This window comes from Profundibacter amoris (assembly GCF_003544895.1).
In the GTDB taxonomy this organism is placed as follows: domain Bacteria; phylum Pseudomonadota; class Alphaproteobacteria; order Rhodobacterales; family Rhodobacteraceae; genus Profundibacter; species Profundibacter amoris.
In genome coordinates, this window is record NZ_CP032125.1 from 876831 (window position 1) to 893362 (window position 16532).

The following is a 16532-nucleotide window of genomic DNA, read 5'->3' on the forward strand; positions in this document are numbered from 1 at the left end:
TGCCACAGCGCCAACAGGGCCAGGCTGTCATTGGACCAACGGGGGGAGGCTGACAGGTGGGCAGAAAAGTTCTTCTGATCGAAGACGAGCCGAACATCATCGAGGCGATCAGTTTCATACTGAAGCGCGATGGCTGGACTGTGGCGACCCATGCCGAGGGGACCACGGCGCTGGAGGCGATTCTGCGCCATGCGCCGGATGTGGTGATTCTGGATGTGATGCTGCCCGGGCGTTCGGGTTATGATATTTTGCAGGACTTGCGCGGTGCGGAGGGCGGGCAGGATTTGCCGGTGCTGATGCTGACCGCGCGCGGCCAGACCAAGGACCGCGAGATGGCCGAACGGTTGGGTGCCAGCCGGTTCATGACCAAGCCCTTTTCCAACAAGGAAGTGCTGGCCGCCATTCACGAGCTGGTGCAGGCGTGAGCGAGCGCCGCCAGCCGTTGTTTTTAGAGCGTGAGAGTTACCGCCAGCGCCGCACCACTGATGCGGCCCGCCTGTTGCCGGTGCTTGGTTTTCTGGCACTGGGTCTGCCGATCCTTTGGGGCGGCGAAGGAGGGCGATTGACCTCGGTCGGGGTGATTTACCTGTTTGGTGTCTGGGTGGTGCTGATTGCGGTGGCGATGTTGCTCGCACGCCGGTTACGCCGGATTGATGCGCAACAGGACACGCCGGACTGATGCTGTCCTTCAACACCCTGATTGCGGTTTGTCTGGCCTATGTGGTGGCGCTGTTCCTGATTGCCTTTGCGGCGGACCGGCGGGCGCGGCAGGGCAAATTCGGCTGGCTGCGCTCGCCGCTGGTGTATACGCTTAGCCTGTCGATCTATTGCACCGCATGGACGTTTTACGGCGCGGTGGGCTATGCGGCGCGATCGGGGCTGGAATTTCTGACCATCTATCTGGGGCCGACACTTGTGATGGTTGGCTGGTGGTGGATATTGCGCAAACTGGTGCGGATCGGGCGTAGCCAGCGGATTACATCCATCGCCGATCTGATTTCATCCCGCTATGGCAAATCGAACTTGCTGGGGGTGATCGTCACCCTGATGGCGGTGATCGGCACCACGCCCTATATCGCGCTGCAATTGCAATCGGTCACCCTGTCATTCGCGGTGTTCGCGGGCAGTGCGGCACCGGATAAAAACGCAACCGCGCTATGGGTGGCCGCCGGTCTGGCGCTGTTTACCGTGCTGTTCGGCACCCGCAATCTGGACGCAAACGAGCGCCACTACGGCGTGGTCACCGCGATTGCCGTCGAGGCGGTGATGAAGCTGTTTGCCCTGCTGGCGGTTGGTGTGTTCGTGGTCTGGGGTGTGGCCGACGGGGCAGCCGATATTCTGGCGCGGATTGATGCCTCGCCGATTGCGGAGTGGGAGCTGAAGCCGGGCCGCTGGGTCAGCCTGATCTTTCTGTCGGCGGTGGCCTTCCTGACCCTGCCGCGAATGTTTCAGGTGATGGTGGTGGAAAACGCGGACGAACGCCACCTGTCCACCGCCAGCTGGGCCTTTCCGCTGTATCTGATGCTGATGAGCCTGTTTGTGGTGCCCATCGCCGTGGTCGGTCTGGACCTGATGCCCGCCGGATCGAACCCCGACCTGTTCGTGCTGACCGTGCCGCTGTCGCAGGGGCGCGAGGGATTGGCGATGCTGTCGTTCCTTGGCGGGTTTTCCAGCGCGACGTCAATGGTGATCGTGGCGGCGATTGCGCTGTCCACCATGGTATCAAATCACATCGTGATGCCAATCTGGCTAAGTGTGGCGCGGCAGGGGGCGACGGTTTCCGGTGACGTGCGTCAAGTGGTTTTGACAGCCCGGCGGGTATCGATCGCGGTGATTTTGGCGCTGGGCTATGCCTATTACCGCGTGTCGGGCGGCGGCGCGGCGCTGGCAGCGATCGGGTTGATTTCCTTTGTCGGTGTGGCACAGTTTTTGCCCGCGCTGCTGGGCGGGATTTTCTGGCGCGGCGCTACGCGGATGGGGGCTGCGGCGGGGCTGCTGACCGGTTTCGGTCTGTGGGCCTATACGCTGTTTTTGCCCAGTTTTGGCGGTTCGGTCATCCTGTCGGCGGAGCTGTTGGCGCAGGGGCCGTTCGGCATCGGCTGGCTGCGCCCGCAAGCCCTGTTTGGCGTTAGCGGCATGGACCCGCTGGTGCACGCGCTGTTCTGGAGCCTGACCCTGAACACCATCGCCTTTTGCGTTATCTCGCTGGCCAGCTTCCCGCGCCCGCAGGAACGTCTGCAAGGGGCGCAGTTTGTCAATGTGTTCGACCACAACCCGAACGCGCAGGGCTGGGTCAGCGGCATGGCCGAGGCCGAGGACCTGCTGGTGATGGCGCAACGGATACTGGGACCGGAGCAGGCGCAAGGCCTGTTTTCCCGCGAGGCGGCAAGGCAGGGCAAGGCGGGGTATCTGCCCGATACATCGCCCGATTTCCTGCAACGGCTGGAACGCGAATTGGCGGGGTCTGTCGGGGCGGCAACAGGCCATGCGATGATCGGGCAAATCGTTGGCGGCGCCAGTGTTTCGGTGGGCGATCTGATGGCGGTGGCCGATGAAACCGCGCAGATGATGGAGTATTCCAGCCAGCTGGAAGCCAAATCCGCCGAACTGGAACGCACCGCGCGACAATTGCGCGAGGTGAACGAGAAACTGACCGATCTGTCAGTGCAAAAAGATGCGTTTCTGAGCCAGATCAGCCATGAATTGCGCACGCCCATGACCTCGATCCGGGCGTTTTCCGAGATTATGCGCGAAGGCGGGATGACGGCGGAAGAACGGGGTAAATATGCCTCGATCATCCACGATGAAACCATCCGCCTGACCCGCCTGCTAGATGATCTGCTGGACCTGAGCGTGCTGGAAAGCGGGCAGGTCGAGATGAACATGCAAACGGCTGATTTACAGGATATAATCGAGCGCTCGGTGACATCGGCAGGTGGCGATGGCTGTTTGGAAATAAATCGTGATCCGACGCGCGAACAGGTGGCCCTGCTGACCGATCCGGACCGGCTGTCGCAGGTGTTCATCAACCTGATTGCCAATGCCTGCAAATATTGTGATGCCGAACAGCCGGAACTGCGGATCAGGGTGCGGCGCAAGGGCAGCCACGTCGAGGTGGATTTCGTTGACAACGGCACGGGGATACCGGCCAAAAGCCAGCCATTGATTTTCGAGAAATTCTCGCGGCTTGGGGATCAGCGGGCAGCGGGCGGGGCCGGTCTGGGGCTGGCAATCAGTCGCGAGATCATGACCAACCTTGGTGGCAGCGTGATTTACCTGCCGGGGCAGGGCGGGGCGGCATTTCGTGTGATATTGCCGGTGAACGGTGCGACGTCAACCAAATCTAAACCATAAGTCCGCTAAGGTCGGGCCAATATTCGGGCCGGACGGGACAATATGGGCGAAACAACACAGCTTACCACATTACAACGCAAGGCCGGGGCAGGCCGCGGCGAAAGTGAATCGGCGGGGATGACACCGGCCAAGGCGCTGCGGCTGGCCCTGTCCAAGGCGGCACAGGATGAACTGTCGCTGGCGTTGCGGGTGCAGGGGGTGACGGAATCGCGGGTGAACCAGCCGGGGTTGCTGGATGCCTTGTCGGATGATCTGTTGCTGTTGTTGCTGGAGGGGCCGCAAGGGGGCCTTGGTGTTGGGGCACTGGACATTCAGGCGCTGGCCGCGCTGATCGAGGTGCAGACCATGGGGCAGGTGTTGAAATCACCCGCCACACAGCGTCGGGCCACCGCAACGGATAGCGCGATGTGTGCACCACTGCTGGATCGGGTTTTGCAGGAATTTGAAGGGCATCTGGCGGGCAGTTCTGCGGAACGCTGGACCACGGGGTTCAGGTTTGGTGAACGGGTGGAAAACACACGGTTGCTGGGCCTTCGGATCGACGAAGCAGATTACCGGCTGTTTCGCATTGCACTGGATATGGCCGACGGGGCAAAGCAGGGCGAAATGCTGCTGGCGCTGCCTGCGGATGGCGGCCTAAATATGAATACGGCTGCAGAGGGCGGACACAACTGGGCGCAGACGTTGCAAAAGACTGTGCAGGCCAGTCATGTCGACCTGCTTGCGGTCTTGCACCGGATGCAAATACCTTTGGCCAAGGCCAGCGCATTCAAACCCGGCGATCTGGTGCCGGTGCCACAAAGCGCGATTGGGGCTGTGCAGTTGGAAGGGGTCGACGGGCGAATTGTCGGGGTCGCACGATTAGGGCAGCAAAACGGGCACAGGGCGTTGCGGATTTCGGATGGGGCAGTATCGGATACACCTGCGGGTGGAACGGACATGGCCAATATCACATCCAGCGTCGCCCCGGAGCCTTTGATGGATGGTCTCGGTGATACCCCTCTGCCCGATGGGGATATGCCCCCGGAAATACCCATGATGCCCATGGGCGTCGAGGGGGGGGATGGATTGCCCGATCTGCCCATGGCCCAGATGGATAATCCACCCGCAGAGGGTATAGGCGACATTGGCGAATTGCCGATGGCGGCCATGCCGATGGATTTGGAAATTGGCTGATTCCATTGGGCTTGACCCATATCAAGGCAGGCTTGAGGGCTTTGCGCCTACCATATCTTCAACGAGAAGGAGAACAGGATATGGCAGATATTTCGAAACGACGCGCCGCCCTGAATGACCGCTTGAAAGATTTGGAAGCCCGTCTTTTGCAAATTGACGAAGAGCTGGATTCGCATACCACAAAAGACTGGGAAGAACTGGCTGTCGAGCGCGAGGAAGACGAGGTTCTGGAAGGAATGGGCTTGTCAGCACAGGCGGAAATACGCATGATCAAAGCCGCATTGCACCGGATGGACGAGGGTGAATACGGATACTGTGTGGAATGCGGTGACAAGATTTCCGAAGAACGGCTTGATATACTTCCCTATACCCCGTTTTGTGCAAAATGTGCCGCAAAACATACATAGAAACCCAACGCGCGAGGTGACCAGATGGCATTTGAGGAACTGAAGGCCGGCATAGCGATGCTGATGGACGAAATTGCCAAGCGCCCCGAGGATGCGCATGTTTTGCAGGAACAGTTGCGCGAGAAAATCTCGGAACTGAAAGCGCTTGGCCTGCCGGTGCCCGAAGATATTCTGGCTCTGGAGCTGGCATTGGAAGACAAGCCCGAGGGCGAGGGTTAACCCAGCAAAATCCCGGCCACGACCATCATCAGCCCGACCATCGACAGGAACAGTGCGGCCATATTCAGCAGCACGACCCGTTGCAGGCGGGCGCGCATTTCCTCGTCCGGCAGGTTGGCGCGTTTGGCTTTCAGGGCCAGAATGATGCAATAGAATATTCCGACCAGCCCGATCAGGGAAACAACGGCACCTGCCCAGATAAGAATGTCCATTTCTTGCGCCTTTCAAAGTTTTCCCACCGCTAACCGATCAATTTGCCTTGGGCAAGCCCTTGCACGCGCGGGGCTGGGGTATTAGGGAAGGGTCCAGTCAAGCAAAGGGCATATGTGATGAACGAGACCTCTTCCGATACCAGCTACCGCGTAACCGCCGATGAATTACGCCAGTTTATTGAACGCATCGAACGGCTGGACGCCGAGAAGAAAGACCTTGCCGAAGCGCAAAAAGAGGTGATGGCAGAAGCCAAGGGGCGTGGGTATGACACCAAGGTTATGCGCAAACTGATCGCGCTGCGCAAACGCGACGCACAGGACATCGCCGAGGAAGAGGCGGTTCTGGAGATGTATAAAGAAGCGCTGGGGATGAGCTAACTGCGGCCTGTTAACCGTTTGAATAATGACGGTTTAACCGGCTCTGGTGGTGGTGGCATATCGTCCGGTCTGATCCGGCTGATGATCCAGCGCGGCAGGATCGAGATGCCCGATATATTGCAGGATGATCCCATCGCCGAGGGGTCGAACACCTTGATAAACCTCGGGTTCCTGGCGTCATCCACATAGATTGCCCCGCAATGCGACATGTCGCGGCGGCTGTTGATCAGGGCTTGGGCTTTGGTTAGCACTTCGGCCAGTTCTGCGGGGGGCGCGGCCCTGTCCGGTGCCGGCTGTTCGGGGGCGAAGATGAACCAGTCGCCGGTGGTGCCGGACATTTCGGCCCAGAAGGTATCAACATCAGACCAATTCAACACCCCGAAAAACCGGCCCTGATAGGCCTTCCAGAACGGGGTGTCCGGCAGGATGGTTGGGTTGGTTCTAGTCATGGGGTTATTAGTTTAACCGCCGGAATTCTGGATATCCTGTCAAGATCCTGTTCATACAGATCTGTCAGTTCCGCCACCATCGCCGGTGTCCAGCCATCGGGTATTTCATCGGCAGGGTCGTCCTTGGGCAGCGCGAATTTATCCAGAAAAGTATTTATGATCCTTTGTTTGTGCCTGCCCGTTCTGGGCGGATTGGCGACAAGGTAGTTCAGGTATAATTTCAAACCCTCTTCGGTCATTTGGCCGCTCAGTATATCCTCTTCGCCCTGAAGCGAAATTGCCTCGGCCGTTCCGGTAAGGTTGCGCATGACCCGCGACCAGATCAAAGGGCAGTCTTCGTTTCGCCAGACAACCACACGCGCCCCCGGATTTGCAATGCTGATCTTGTTGATCAACTCGGACCATTTAATGCTGTAAGGATCGGTTCCGTATAAAAACTTGTTCAGGGTCAAGCCGGTCGTGTTGCCGAATACAGCGGGAATGAAAGTGGCCGGATTTCTTATGGATAAATGGAACTCGATACTTGCACCGTCAAACAGTTTCCCAAGGGCTGCGGTCACTTCCGGTGCTTTTCCATAAAGGGTTTGATGCCTGAAAACCCATGGAACAAACGCCATAAAATCGGCGGCTGACAAGACAAGCCGTTTGACCACATGCTCGTCGGTGATCTGTGTCAGCAGGGCCTGCTGTTCATCTGCGGATGGCGTCGCACCATTCAGGGCGCCAAGTGTCTGGCGGATCAAACGCCGGTATCGGCTGGGGCCGGGAATGATAATACCTTGAGGGTTCAGCCGTTCCCGATTTTTCAACAATGACTTAAGCAGCCGGTCCTCACCCGTACAATGGGCCCCGAGATGTAAGATTACCTGCATAGCACTATTCCCGCCTTCTTTAATCACACCATAGTATAAGAGGAAATCTGGACAGATACAGCGGTTTCCTCTACCCCTTGCCAAATGACCGAGAAAAACACTCAAGCAATGCCCGCGCGCAAGCCGATCTGGCGCCCCGATCCGTGGTCGGCAGGCGCGTTGCTGATTGCCGCGCTGGTGATGATGCCGATTGCTTCGGTGGTCTGGATTGCCTTCCATCCGGCCGAAAACATCTGGCCGCATCTGCTGGCCACAACCCTGCCGCGCTATCTGGTGAATTCGCTGGTGATGATGTTGTCGGTCGGGGTTCTGGCGGGGCTGATCGGGGTCGGAACGGCGTGGCTGGTGGCGATGTACCGCTTTCCCGGCGGGCGCTGGCTGGAGTGGCTGCTGCTGCTTCCGCTGGCTATTCCGGCCTATATCGGCGCCTATGCGCTGGTGGATTTTCTGGAATATGCCGGACCGGTGCAAACCTGGCTGCGCGGGGTGTTCGGCTGGGCCACATCGCGGGATTACTGGTTCCCCGAAATCCGCTCGCGTAGCGGGGCGATCCTTGTCATGGCATTGGCGCTTTACCCCTATGTCTATCTGCTGACGCGCAGTGCCTTTCGCGAGCAATCGGGCAATACTTACGAGGTCGCCCGTGCGCTGGGCGCCGGTCCGTGGAAACGGTTCTGGCGGGTGGGTCTGCCGCTGGTGCGTCCGGCGATTGCCGCGGGCATGGCGATTGTGATGATGGAAACGGTCAGCGATTTTGGCACGGTCGAGTTTTTCGCCGTGCAAACCCTGACCACCGGCATTTTCACCACATGGCTCGAGGCCAACAACGCCGGTGGTGCGGCCCAGATCGCGGGGGTTGTGCTGCTGCTGGTGTTGCTGCTGGTCGGGCTGGAAAAATCCAGCCGCCGCAACCAGCGCTTTCACGAGGGCGCGCGGCATAAACGCCCGATCGTGCAAATCCCGCTGCAAGGCGCGCGCGGCTGGCTTGCGACCCTGTTTTGCAGCTTGCCGTTTCTGGGCGGCTTTGTGTTGCCCGTCGGGGTGATGCTGTCACATGCGCTGCGCAATACCGGATACTGGTCCAATCCGGCGCTGGGGCGGGCCTTGTGGAACACGGTCAGCGTGGGCGGCGGGGCAGCATTGGTGACGGTCGCGGCGGCAGTGTTTCTGGTCTATGGCGTACGCCTGACCGGTCGCCGCCTGCCGCGTTTGATCATGCCGTTCACGACCATCGGCTATGCCGCGCCCGGTGCGGTGCTGGCGGTGGGTATTCTGATCCCGCTGGCCGCAATTGACAACAGGCTGGCGGATTTCGTGGAATGGGCAACCGGTGTGGACATCGGGCTGGTGCTGACCGGCACCGGTTTTGCCATCGTTTTCGCCTATTCGGTGCGGTTTTTTGCCATTGCCCAGGGGGCAGCGGATGGTGCAATGGGGCGGATTTCACCCAGCCTGCCAATGGCCGCCCGCTCGCTTGGCCGATCGGCCGGGGGTACATTGCTTACCGTTTATGCGCCACTTATCCGCGGCTCGCTGATGACGGCGCTGTTGCTGGTGTTTGTGGACAGCGTCAAGGAACTGCCCGCCACCTTGCTGCTGCGCCCGTTCAACTACAACACGCTCTCGACGCTGGTGTACGAGCAAGCCTCGCTTGAAAACATCGGCGAGGCCTCGCCGGCGGCTTTGCTGGTGATCGGGGTCGGGATGCTCGCGGTTTTACTGTTGGCGCGGGGCAACAGGGGGGCATAGGTTTCCGTTTGATGTATTTTCCCGATTTTCGGGCTTGCAAGAGTCGTTTTCAGCGCGTAAATCACCCCGAGTGCCCCTATAGCTCAGCTGGTAGAGCAACTGATTTGTAATCAGTAGGTCCGCGGTTCGAGTCCGTGTGGGGGCACCATTTAACGCATTGAAATTGAATGATAAAATCAAACCCCACAAGCTATGTGATTAAGTTTTTGCAACAATTTTGCAACATTGCGATAATCTGACGTAACCATTGTGATTCTAGCGATAGCCTTACCTACAAGTAAGTTGATGAGGCATTAACTATCATGTGGGATGTTGATTCTGTGACGGCTTTTGGATGGCTGTCCCATCATCCGAAACACTAGGTTTCGCTGGTCAACATGGCTTTGCAACGATATGTTGCGCTAAAACGGAGGGGAGCAAGTCATGGCACGACCGATAGGTATTGATCTGTTTTCAGGTGCAGGCGGCATGAGCTTGGGCTTCGAGCAGGCGGGTTTTGATGTCGTGGCGGCGGTTGAGCTTGATCCCGTCCATGCCGCTGTTCACAAATTCAATTTCCCGCAATGCGCTATCATTCCCCAATCTGTCACTGCCGTATCAGGCGCAGATATCCGCGAAGCCGCAAGCATCGGTGATCGCACCGTCGATGTAGTGTTCGGCGGAGCGCCTTGCCAAGGATTCTCGCTTATCGGCCAGCGGGCGCTTGACGACCCACGCAACGCACTTGTTCAAGACTTCGTTCGGATTGTTCGGGAACTGGACGCCACTTGCTTTGTATTTGAAAATGTCAAAGGGCTGACTGTTGGTAGGCATCGAAAATTTCTGCTCGAATTGATCGAAGAATTTGAAGCGCTTGGATACGACGTCCAAAAGGATTGGCGAGTGCTGAATGCCGCCGACTACGGTGTCCCTCAGGACCGCCAACGGCTAATATTGATGGGCGTGAAGCACGGCCACACCTTACCAGTTTATCCGACCGTGATCTCCAAGCGACCAACATGCAAAGATGCACTAGGTGATTTGCCGGATGCAGAGTCCTTTGAAGATTTACGCCGCTCTGATGCCGTTGAAGCGGTATTTGGGCAGCCAAGCCAATACGCAAAGTCTTTGCGCGGCATCGGGAATGATGCTTGGTCATACGGCTATCCCCGCAATTGGGATGCTGATTTGCTAACTTCCAGTGCGCGGACCGAACACACCGACATTTCTCGGCGACGTTTCAGTGAAACTGAGCAAGGTCGTGTTGAGCCAATTTCCCGCTTCTTCAAGCTACCCGCAGATGGTGTATCCAACACCCTGCGGGCTGGCACAGATTCCGCTCGTGGAGCCTTTACCAGTCCAAGGCCAATTCACTACGCATATGACCGCTGCGTGACCGTCCGCGAAATGGCGAGGTTGCACGGTTTTCCTGATTGGTTCCGTTTCAACGCTACGAAGTGGCACGGCGCACGCCAGATCGGCAATGCTGTGCCCCCACCTTTGGCGAGAGCAGTCGCGACCTCAATCATCAAGGCTCTAGGCGTCCGGCGTACACGCCCAACAAAACCTCTCGATCTTGGCGACGAGACGCTTTTGACAATGGGTAACACTGCCGCCGCCGCACACTTTGGCGTGGCAAACCCTATTGGGCGTCGAGACAAAAAGAGCGGTGCAAAGAAGCGGACTCAGGCCGAGATAGAATTGTCAAATGCCTTTGACGGCGGGGTGCAATTGGTAGAGAGCGTCGCTGGCTAACGCCAGTTCGTCCAAGATGGGCGCGTCCGCACGTTTGATTGCCTCAAACTCGGTGAGGTAGAAGCCGACACCTTTGACGGTCCGTAAGCCGATTGGAACAACTGTTTCGACATTTGCTTCGGCAAATGCCGCTTGGACCTGATTGATGATTTGACTTTGTATCAGCGGGTCTTTTGCCTGCTTGGCTTCACAGGTAATTAACACGGATTCTGGGTTTTTTTGGTCGCCTACTTTTCCAAGAAATAGCGCGTCAATTTCTGTCGAACGTAACTTTATTCCCATTTGTAGGTGCGCAACTTCGAGCATTGGAAATGCGGGTGCAATCGCGAAATGAGTCTCAACGACTCGTAGGTTAATTGCAGTTTGGACGAGCCAAGTTTCGTCAGATCGCCCGAATGATTTGGTGACAAGGGGCATGCTGATCGACTGAATGGGATACACCGGCGCATTTGCACGGACTTTGAAAGCATCTGGGAACGGTTCGGTCTGACCCGGCTTGTAGGGGATAAACTCGAAGCACTCGCCATCGCTTGTTCTCTGAACACCAGTGAAACGCTGCTTTGCGACTGACTGCGGCCAATTTTTCGACGCGTTCGCCCCACGAAGCAAGTCTTTCATGAAATTTGCTGGGTTCCGGTCACTCAGTGTTGTGCCGTGCAATTTGTTGCATTCACGGATCGCTTGCGCCACGTCGTCTAAACTCATCAGACTTTTGGTCAGCGAGTTGCCATTCTTGTCCCAGAATTTGTCAAACAAATGCCCAATGACTATTGTCTTTTGCGATGCCAAGAATCTGCTCCCCTCAATACGTTAGTGGGAATAACCTACTGCGCAGCCTCGCGGGAGTCGATTGCAATTTCCAGTTGACCCAGTCACCTACTCGGCACTTATGAAACATGCCTCCACAAACAAACGCCTAGGGGGCACACCATGATTACAGATAACTTGATTGATCGTTTAAACGCACAGGCCGCACATCACCTCGTTGCCAAAGTTCGAAATGGGCGACGCCGTGCGCTTGCCATCATTTCTCGATACTGCGTTGTCACAACTGACGACGGGCGCGAAACGCGGGAGGTCATATTCGGTCAACCGCCGACCATCGGCCAGCTTGAGGCTCATGTCGGGCCAGACGCGTGGGTCGTGTCGGTCAAGATGCGGCGTGTGCCCCGCTCAGCGCGTCAGAGACAGGCGTTAGCGGCGGAGTAGGCATACTGGGCACAAATGCAAACGGGCGGCCATCGAGCCGCCCGTTGTCGTTTCAGAGTTTAGGCGACGTCCACCACCGCCCTTCCATGAAAATGTAAGTCCGCCCGCAGTGTTTGAAACGCACGTAGCTATGGCGGTCGAGACCCCGGCTGATCAGGCGCAGCCGTTCGCGCACACTCTTGCTCATGCCGCTGCCTCCTTGTCAGAAGTTTCGTAGTTTGCGAGAAACTCTTGGAAGTTCCCGGCCAAGGCTAGGCACAGCCAGTCGGGAATCCGTTTCCCCAAGAAGCAGATGTCGCCTTCGACAATCGAGAAGAATTCAGGCCGAGTATCGAGCGAGATTGCCATGGTTTGGATCAGCATCTTTTCCATTACGCGGCCTCCAATTTGAGTTCATCCGCGGCGTCGACCCAAACTTGTTGCAGCGCCCGCAATTCTTTTGCGAGACTCTCGAGAGTCGAGACGGCGAAGCCAAACTCTTTGTCCGCCATCAGAATTTCGAGAACCGCGCGTTCGTCGTCGTTTTGCGGATTAAAGTGTTGCCCTCGAACGACAACTGTTCCGGCTTGGAAGCAAACGTCGAACTCGTCGACTTCTGTTATAAGGATCGCAAGTGCGCGGGTTAGGTTCTTGTCATGTTTAGTCATTGGCTCTACTCCTTTCGTTCTTGAGCCGTACCCACCATTGGGCACACAACTTGGTTGGACCACACGGCAGAACAGAAATCTGGAGCGGCAAACATGAAAAAAAACTCCAACTTGGATGAAATCGCAGATGCCGCGCGCCTCGAACCCGGCGACGCCAAGAAGGCTTGGCAGCTTCTGGCCGCTCACATCGAAGGGACCGACCTGCCTGCATGGGTGAAAGCCTACGTTCAAAAGTCAGCGGTCACCGTGGCCGCCTTCGACATGGAGCACGGCGATCAAGCCAAACTCGCCCACGACCTTGGGTTCTACAAAGAGGTCGCGGAGCAAGACGGTTGGAGCTACGACCTTGATCACATTTTCGACTGGTTCACAGGCCGGATGATGAAGGACGTTCAGGGTGGAAAGAAAATCAGCATTTCTCGAACAGCCCGCGAATACCTCGACGAAAACAGGATGTTCAACAATTCCCCCGACGGGTTGCGTAAGGCCTATGAAAAGGCCCGCAAGCGCCATGTTGACCGAATGGAGGCCGGATTGAAGCTAGAACAACTGCTGGCCGAACGAGGCGTTTAAACAAGGTGCCCAAAAAGCGCGTCAGCGAAGGCGGTTGTGGTCACTGCCCCACGGTTATGCCCAAAACCACGAGAGACCGCAGCGCTGTTCGATTTTTCCCCATTGCTCGTCAAATTCGTAATGTTACGACCCACGCGGTTGCCAAGAGCGCGACGAGAGACGTCAATACCAGCCGCGCAGCGTTTGGGTGGTGACGGTCTTCGCGGCCAAATACTGCGACGCGAACGCGCCGACGATAACAGAAATACCCAAGTCCCCGTGACCACCTGCGGATCGTGACTGCGTGATGATTTGGTTTCCGGCGGCGGTGGTTTGCAGCGAGAAGCTGGCGAGGTCTGCCTCAATTTCGGCCCTGAGCGGCAGGTCATGCGCGAACTTGAGGTCGCCCGAGGCAAACAGCACAGACAGGTTTTCGATCATGAACGTCTTGCCCGCGTTGACGTATCGCGCGCCTTCCTTGCGCCAGGATTGGCCTCCGGTCATTTGCACCGCGTGGTGGTCAACGCCTTCTTCCCAGAGCATGTCCGACACGACGCGCCCGAGGGACGTTCCGTCGATCACCAATTCTGATTTGCCGCCAAACGGCGGCGCGTTGCGCAGGCGGATCAGGTGGTCGCAGACATCGACATAGGACACGCCTCGAAAGCGGTCGGCATATACGATTGAGCGTTCACGCGGCCCAACAATGATTTTTGATCCATCGACGATAGGCAACGCCTCGTCCTTGATCACTGTCACCGCCGTGAAGTCGTTTGCCTGCCCGAGGTCAGCGGCCACCCAATAGTGTTGGTGTCCGGTGACGCGCGGAATGGCAGGGTCTTTGTTCGTTTCGTTGACCACGCGCCCGTCAGGCAGATAAACGAGTTGTAGTTCAGAGGTTACATCTTGGGGCATATCGCGCTTTCCTTGCTTGTTGCGTTTTCGATGATCGAAAGATCGAAATAGGCTTGTCCGTCGCTCAACATTTCGACCAAGATTTCTTGTCTGAATTTCGTTGCGGACAGCGTTCGACGCATCCGGTCGACTTTTTCTTTCAGTCGCGGAATGTCTGTGCCTTTGACGACGATCCGCTGGATGCCGTCGCCGGGTTTCGCGTCCAGAAACAGACGCGCGAAATAGTTGTTCTTTCCGGCGGGCGTGCTGCTGAAATACACCTGCCCCTGAGACGTCAGCATTGGCAGCACGCCCGCAATCAAATCCTCGCCCCCTCCATCACCTTGCAAGAATGCGCACTCGTCAATGATCAGCAGCGAAACCGATGGATAGCCTCGAATGGTGTCCGACGTGGACGGCAGCGCGACGACACGCGCACCATTCGACATTTCGAGTTCGGTCAGCGTTGACCGCGTGATCACCAAATCCGTGCGCTTCAACTGCCGCCCAATCTCGCGGGCGATGATCTTCGCTTGCCGTTCGGCTGGCGCAACGCAGATGGTCAACGATTCCGGGATGTGCAATTCCTCAACGGCACGCGCGGCGAGAACCGACGTCTTGCCCGCCTGACGACCGACGCGCAGCGCAACCTCAGTCGTTCGCGTTTCGAACGCCTTGATCTGCCAAGGATCAGGCTCATGGCCGATCCAATGAGCAAGTCGGATGGATGGATCGAGTTTTCGCTCTAAATCCTCGCACCATTGTATGAGCGCATCAAAGGCCATTGAGACCGCACACCATGCACTTACTGCTTTTGTATCGCGGCGAGACGTGGCCGTGCTTGCACTCCTTGCCCGTGAAATAGGGGCGATCACCTTCGGCTTCTTTGATCGTTGCGGCGAGGCGCACCCATTCAGGATGCCCTGCTGCTGTCGCCGCTTTCAGGCGGCGGTTGTATTCGTCCCAGCTTTCAAAATCGCGATGGGTCATAAAATCGACTCCTCTTTTGTGACAGACAGGACGTGGTGGCGCATGTGACGCAATAGCGGTTCACGAGCGGCGGGCACCTCTTCACAGACAGCGTTCAAGATGGACTTGAGTGTCACCCATTCCGGCGATTCCGAAAGCGACACAGACACGGACAGGCTGGTCGCCATTTTTCCGTGCATGGTTGCAATGTCGCGGAGGATTTTTCTGAGCCCCTCCATTGCAGCCAGGGCGAACCCGTCATCCTCGTTTTCCTCGGCCTTTGTGATCAGTTTTTCCACACGGCGGGCGAGCGAGTCATAGGTGCGCCCAATGTCCAACCGTTCGTCATTCAGGATCGCCGTGTCGGCCTCTACATCGCCAACGCGCAAATCAGCCATGACTTTCCGACGCATTTCCTCGGTGATGTGGTTTTTGCGGTAACGTTCGATAGTGGTGAAACTGATGCCAACACGTTTCGCAATTTGCGCATAAGGCATAGATCCCGGGGCACCGATCTCGCGCTCGATGATCTGGCGAACAATTGAATTTTTCTCCGGGTGGATGTTGATCGTGTTCGGGCGGCCCGAACCTTTGTTTCCAGCCATATCAGGTGGTTCCTGATGCTTCGGTTGAGAATGCAATGGGATCGCATTTATCGTCGCGATACCAACGGATGCGGTCACGCAGCCGATCCCATTCCTCAACGGAGACGTCGACCATATGATCATGAACGCAATTTGCCACCTCTTCCCGCAAGCCAGCCGCGACGAGATCGCTGCGCAATTGTCCAAAATTGACGCCGGTCAAGTGGAGTTTCAACGCTTGCGCCAGAGCGACGATCAGCGCGTCCTGGCTGCTGCTTGACGGGTCCAACATTGCGCGGTCGAAGGCTGTGATTATGCTCAGGTCGCGTAGCACAATTACTTCGTCCTCAGCCGAGTAGCCGAGGGTGACGCGATACGCCCATTCCAGCGTTGCACGATCCTCAGGCGTCATGGGCTTTTTCCATCAGAGCGAGTTTCGTTTGCATGTGCTGCGGCAGGTCGCCGGATTGCGCCCACGGCTCGACCGTGAACCCATCCGCGCGAAGCTGGCGATACTGACGCGTGTCTGATCCCAACACATCGCGGCGCATATAGGCGATCCGCTGATCCTCGTCTTTGACAAGGGTTGTCTTGGTCGAGGTGTCGACTTCTGCCCGCCCGCGTCGGCGGGCATCTTCGGATTTGTCGGGATCGACGATTTCCAGTGTTGCACCGGCCTTTGCCGCTGCTTCCTTCGCCGCCCGATACTTCTGTGGGTCGCGCGCATCTTCACGGGTCAAGCTGTGGGCGGGGCGCGTTCCTTTCGGATAGTAGTTGCCGTCGGGTGCGCGTTCGAGGCCCATCGCGGCCATCTTTTTGTCCGATGCAGCTTGCTGTTCAAGCTGGCGCTGCATGTCCTTCTTCTCGTCCAGCACACGACCGTTGAAGTCGTGCAGATTGTCGAGGCGGGTGTTTTGTTCGTCGATCTGCTTGTTCTGCTTATCGACGGTCGCGGTGAGCGCGCCCACCTGTTTAATCAGCGCCTGAATTGCGGCGGTCGTTTCATCGGCCATTTGTTGTCCTTTCAATAACCAAAACGGACGCGACTGGTGTGCCGCGTCCGTTAAGCTGGTTAAGGACAACGAGATTACCAATCCGTCGAAAACAAAATACAACCCAAGGATGAA

23 protein-coding genes and 1 tRNA gene are annotated in these 16532 nt (G+C 57.4%); 11 read left to right on the forward strand and 13 right to left on the reverse strand.

All coding sequences use genetic code 11. From position 1 onward, the window contains the following. Nucleotides 1–56 precede the first annotated feature (56 nt). The 6 genes from BAR1_RS04340 to BAR1_RS04365 all read left to right on the forward strand — a co-directional run bounded on the left by BAR1_RS04340 (nucleotide 57) and on the right by BAR1_RS04365 (nucleotide 5156). A complete protein-coding gene (locus BAR1_RS04340; RefSeq protein ID WP_118941887.1) occupies nucleotides 57–425 on the forward strand; it encodes a response regulator transcription factor in 369 nt (122 codons plus the stop codon). Then, nucleotides 422–679 carry a hypothetical protein gene (locus BAR1_RS04345; RefSeq protein ID WP_118941888.1) on the forward strand — a complete coding sequence of 86 codons (258 nt, stop codon included), beginning with the start codon at nucleotides 422–424 and terminating at the stop codon, nucleotides 677–679. Before BAR1_RS04340 ends, BAR1_RS04345 begins: the two co-directional genes overlap by 4 nt. After that, nucleotides 679–3354, forward strand: a complete 2676-nt coding sequence (locus BAR1_RS04350) for an ATP-binding protein (RefSeq protein WP_118941889.1) — start codon at nucleotides 679–681, stop codon at nucleotides 3352–3354. The genes BAR1_RS04345 and BAR1_RS04350 overlap by 1 nt, the downstream gene beginning before the upstream one ends. Before the next feature lie 42 nt (nucleotides 3355–3396). Further along, a complete protein-coding gene (locus BAR1_RS04355) occupies nucleotides 3397–4530 on the forward strand; it encodes a FliM/FliN family flagellar motor switch protein (protein WP_118941890.1) in 1134 nt (377 codons plus the stop codon). A gap of 80 nt (nucleotides 4531–4610) precedes the next feature. Continuing rightward, nucleotides 4611–4937 carry a TraR/DksA family transcriptional regulator gene (locus BAR1_RS04360; protein ID WP_118941891.1) on the forward strand — a complete coding sequence of 109 codons (327 nt, stop codon included), beginning with the start codon at nucleotides 4611–4613 and terminating at the stop codon, nucleotides 4935–4937. A 24-nt stretch (nucleotides 4938–4961) separates the two neighbouring features. Next, on the forward strand, nucleotides 4962–5156 hold the full coding sequence (locus BAR1_RS04365) for a hypothetical protein (RefSeq protein ID WP_118941892.1): 195 nt from the start codon (nucleotides 4962–4964) through the stop codon (nucleotides 5154–5156). Here BAR1_RS04365 and BAR1_RS04370 read toward each other — a convergent pair. Beyond that, nucleotides 5153–5368 (reverse strand): hypothetical protein, encoded by a 216-nt coding sequence (locus tag BAR1_RS04370; RefSeq protein WP_118941893.1) that lies wholly within the window; start codon nucleotides 5366–5368, stop codon nucleotides 5153–5155. The genes BAR1_RS04365 and BAR1_RS04370 overlap by 4 nt on opposite strands. A gap of 117 nt (nucleotides 5369–5485) precedes the next feature. On the opposite strand from BAR1_RS04370, the gene BAR1_RS04375 reads away from it, so the two are divergent. Further along, nucleotides 5486–5746, forward strand: a complete 261-nt coding sequence (locus tag BAR1_RS04375) for a DUF2312 domain-containing protein (protein ID WP_118941894.1) — start codon at nucleotides 5486–5488, stop codon at nucleotides 5744–5746. Here BAR1_RS04375 and BAR1_RS04380 read toward each other — a convergent pair. Both BAR1_RS04380 and BAR1_RS04385 read right to left on the reverse strand, forming a co-directional pair. Then, nucleotides 5743–6195, reverse strand: a complete 453-nt coding sequence (locus tag BAR1_RS04380) for a hypothetical protein (protein WP_118941895.1) — start codon at nucleotides 6193–6195, stop codon at nucleotides 5743–5745. The genes BAR1_RS04375 and BAR1_RS04380 overlap by 4 nt on opposite strands. After that, entirely contained in the window at nucleotides 6192–7172 is a 981-nt protein-coding gene (locus BAR1_RS04385; protein ID WP_162891667.1) for a hypothetical protein, read from the reverse strand. The genes BAR1_RS04380 and BAR1_RS04385 overlap by 4 nt, the downstream gene beginning before the upstream one ends. 3 nt (nucleotides 7173–7175) lie before the next feature. On the opposite strand from BAR1_RS04385, the gene BAR1_RS04390 reads away from it, so the two are divergent. The 3 genes from BAR1_RS04390 to BAR1_RS04400 all read left to right on the forward strand — a co-directional run bounded on the left by BAR1_RS04390 (nucleotide 7176) and on the right by BAR1_RS04400 (nucleotide 10550). Beyond that, nucleotides 7176–8816 (forward strand): ABC transporter permease, encoded by a 1641-nt coding sequence (locus BAR1_RS04390; RefSeq protein ID WP_228408728.1) that lies wholly within the window; start codon nucleotides 7176–7178, stop codon nucleotides 8814–8816. A gap of 72 nt (nucleotides 8817–8888) precedes the next feature. Next, nucleotides 8889–8964: transfer RNA gene (locus BAR1_RS04395), tRNA-Thr, on the forward strand. Nucleotides 8965–9239: 275 nt separating this feature from the next. Continuing rightward, nucleotides 9240–10550 (forward strand): DNA cytosine methyltransferase, encoded by a 1311-nt coding sequence (locus BAR1_RS04400; RefSeq protein WP_118941898.1) that lies wholly within the window; start codon nucleotides 9240–9242, stop codon nucleotides 10548–10550. Here BAR1_RS04400 and BAR1_RS04405 read toward each other — a convergent pair. The 4 genes from BAR1_RS04405 to BAR1_RS04420 all read right to left on the reverse strand — a co-directional run bounded on the left by BAR1_RS04405 (nucleotide 10500) and on the right by BAR1_RS04420 (nucleotide 12406). Then, nucleotides 10500–11339: a hypothetical protein gene (locus BAR1_RS04405; protein ID WP_228408730.1), complete on the reverse strand. Its 840-nt coding sequence runs from the start codon at nucleotides 11337–11339 to the stop codon at nucleotides 10500–10502. The genes BAR1_RS04400 and BAR1_RS04405 overlap by 51 nt on opposite strands. 168 nt (nucleotides 11340–11507) lie before the next feature. Next, nucleotides 11508–11672: a hypothetical protein gene (locus BAR1_RS17885; protein ID WP_162891668.1), complete on the reverse strand. Its 165-nt coding sequence runs from the start codon at nucleotides 11670–11672 to the stop codon at nucleotides 11508–11510. 270 nt (nucleotides 11673–11942) lie between these two features. Further along, the gene (locus BAR1_RS04415; protein WP_118941900.1) at nucleotides 11943–12131 is read right to left on the reverse strand and encodes a hypothetical protein; all 189 of its coding nucleotides are present in this window, start codon (nucleotides 12129–12131) and stop codon (nucleotides 11943–11945) included. Further along, complete coding sequence (locus tag BAR1_RS04420; RefSeq protein WP_118941901.1) at nucleotides 12131–12406, reverse strand: hypothetical protein; 276 nt, start codon at nucleotides 12404–12406, stop codon at nucleotides 12131–12133. Before BAR1_RS04420 ends, BAR1_RS04415 begins: the two co-directional genes overlap by 1 nt. A gap of 93 nt (nucleotides 12407–12499) precedes the next feature. On the opposite strand from BAR1_RS04420, the gene BAR1_RS04425 reads away from it, so the two are divergent. After that, nucleotides 12500–12979 (forward strand): hypothetical protein, encoded by a 480-nt coding sequence (locus BAR1_RS04425; protein ID WP_118941902.1) that lies wholly within the window; start codon nucleotides 12500–12502, stop codon nucleotides 12977–12979. A 162-nt stretch (nucleotides 12980–13141) separates the two neighbouring features. Here the strand turns inward: BAR1_RS04425 and BAR1_RS04430 are convergent, their stop codons facing one another. Genes BAR1_RS04430 through BAR1_RS04455 form a run of 6 tightly spaced genes read right to left on the reverse strand, consistent with a single transcriptional unit; the run spans nucleotide 13142 to nucleotide 16418 of the window. After that, nucleotides 13142–13873: a hypothetical protein gene (locus BAR1_RS04430; RefSeq protein WP_118941903.1), complete on the reverse strand. Its 732-nt coding sequence runs from the start codon at nucleotides 13871–13873 to the stop codon at nucleotides 13142–13144. Further along, nucleotides 13858–14637: a terminase large subunit domain-containing protein gene (locus BAR1_RS04435; RefSeq protein WP_118941904.1), complete on the reverse strand. Its 780-nt coding sequence runs from the start codon at nucleotides 14635–14637 to the stop codon at nucleotides 13858–13860. The genes BAR1_RS04430 and BAR1_RS04435 overlap by 16 nt, the downstream gene beginning before the upstream one ends. Further along, nucleotides 14627–14842, reverse strand: coding sequence for a hypothetical protein (locus BAR1_RS04440; RefSeq protein ID WP_118941905.1), 216 nt, complete (start codon nucleotides 14840–14842; stop codon nucleotides 14627–14629). The genes BAR1_RS04435 and BAR1_RS04440 overlap by 11 nt, the downstream gene beginning before the upstream one ends. Further along, nucleotides 14839–15426: a hypothetical protein gene (locus tag BAR1_RS04445; protein WP_118941906.1), complete on the reverse strand. Its 588-nt coding sequence runs from the start codon at nucleotides 15424–15426 to the stop codon at nucleotides 14839–14841. Before BAR1_RS04445 ends, BAR1_RS04440 begins: the two co-directional genes overlap by 4 nt. Before the next feature lies 1 nt (nucleotide 15427). Next, nucleotides 15428–15817: a hypothetical protein gene (locus BAR1_RS04450; RefSeq protein ID WP_118941907.1), complete on the reverse strand. Its 390-nt coding sequence runs from the start codon at nucleotides 15815–15817 to the stop codon at nucleotides 15428–15430. Then, the gene (locus BAR1_RS04455) at nucleotides 15807–16418 is read right to left on the reverse strand and encodes a hypothetical protein (protein WP_118941908.1); all 612 of its coding nucleotides are present in this window, start codon (nucleotides 16416–16418) and stop codon (nucleotides 15807–15809) included. The genes BAR1_RS04450 and BAR1_RS04455 overlap by 11 nt, the downstream gene beginning before the upstream one ends. Nucleotides 16419–16532 lie beyond the last annotated feature (114 nt).

Bases quoted from the DNA above. Each gene is read 5' to 3' on its own strand.
- BAR1_RS04350 (WP_118941889.1), top strand. From the start codon at position 679: ATGCTGTCCTTCAACACCCTGATTGCGGTTTGTCTGGCCTATGTGGTG.
- BAR1_RS04355 (WP_118941890.1), top strand. From the start codon at position 3,397: ATGGGCGAAACAACACAGCTTACCACATTACAACGCAAGGCCGGGGCA.
- BAR1_RS04360 (WP_118941891.1), top strand. From the start codon at position 4,611: ATGGCAGATATTTCGAAACGACGCGCCGCCCTGAATGACCGCTTGAAA.
- BAR1_RS04365 (WP_118941892.1), top strand. From the start codon at position 4,962: ATGGCATTTGAGGAACTGAAGGCCGGCATAGCGATGCTGATGGACGAA.
- BAR1_RS04370 (WP_118941893.1), bottom strand. From the start codon at position 5,368: ATGGACATTCTTATCTGGGCAGGTGCCGTTGTTTCCCTGATCGGGCTG.
- BAR1_RS04375 (WP_118941894.1), top strand. From the start codon at position 5,486: ATGAACGAGACCTCTTCCGATACCAGCTACCGCGTAACCGCCGATGAA.
- BAR1_RS04380 (WP_118941895.1), bottom strand. From the start codon at position 6,195: ATGACTAGAACCAACCCAACCATCCTGCCGGACACCCCGTTCTGGAAG.
- BAR1_RS04390 (WP_228408728.1), top strand. From the start codon at position 7,176: ATGCCCGCGCGCAAGCCGATCTGGCGCCCCGATCCGTGGTCGGCAGGC.
- BAR1_RS04400 (WP_118941898.1), top strand. From the start codon at position 9,240: ATGGCACGACCGATAGGTATTGATCTGTTTTCAGGTGCAGGCGGCATG.
- BAR1_RS17885 (WP_162891668.1), bottom strand. From the start codon at position 11,672: ATGAGCCTCAAGCTGGCCGATGGTCGGCGGTTGACCGAATATGACCTC.
- BAR1_RS04415 (WP_118941900.1), bottom strand. From the start codon at position 12,131: ATGGAAAAGATGCTGATCCAAACCATGGCAATCTCGCTCGATACTCGG.
- BAR1_RS04420 (WP_118941901.1), bottom strand. From the start codon at position 12,406: ATGACTAAACATGACAAGAACCTAACCCGCGCACTTGCGATCCTTATA.
- BAR1_RS04425 (WP_118941902.1), top strand. From the start codon at position 12,500: ATGAAAAAAAACTCCAACTTGGATGAAATCGCAGATGCCGCGCGCCTC.
- BAR1_RS04430 (WP_118941903.1), bottom strand. From the start codon at position 13,873: ATGCCCCAAGATGTAACCTCTGAACTACAACTCGTTTATCTGCCTGAC.
- BAR1_RS04435 (WP_118941904.1), bottom strand. From the start codon at position 14,637: ATGGCCTTTGATGCGCTCATACAATGGTGCGAGGATTTAGAGCGAAAA.
- BAR1_RS04440 (WP_118941905.1), bottom strand. From the start codon at position 14,842: ATGACCCATCGCGATTTTGAAAGCTGGGACGAATACAACCGCCGCCTG.
- BAR1_RS04445 (WP_118941906.1), bottom strand. From the start codon at position 15,426: ATGGCTGGAAACAAAGGTTCGGGCCGCCCGAACACGATCAACATCCAC.
- BAR1_RS04450 (WP_118941907.1), bottom strand. From the start codon at position 15,817: ATGACGCCTGAGGATCGTGCAACGCTGGAATGGGCGTATCGCGTCACC.
- BAR1_RS04455 (WP_118941908.1), bottom strand. From the start codon at position 16,418: ATGGCCGATGAAACGACCGCCGCAATTCAGGCGCTGATTAAACAGGTG.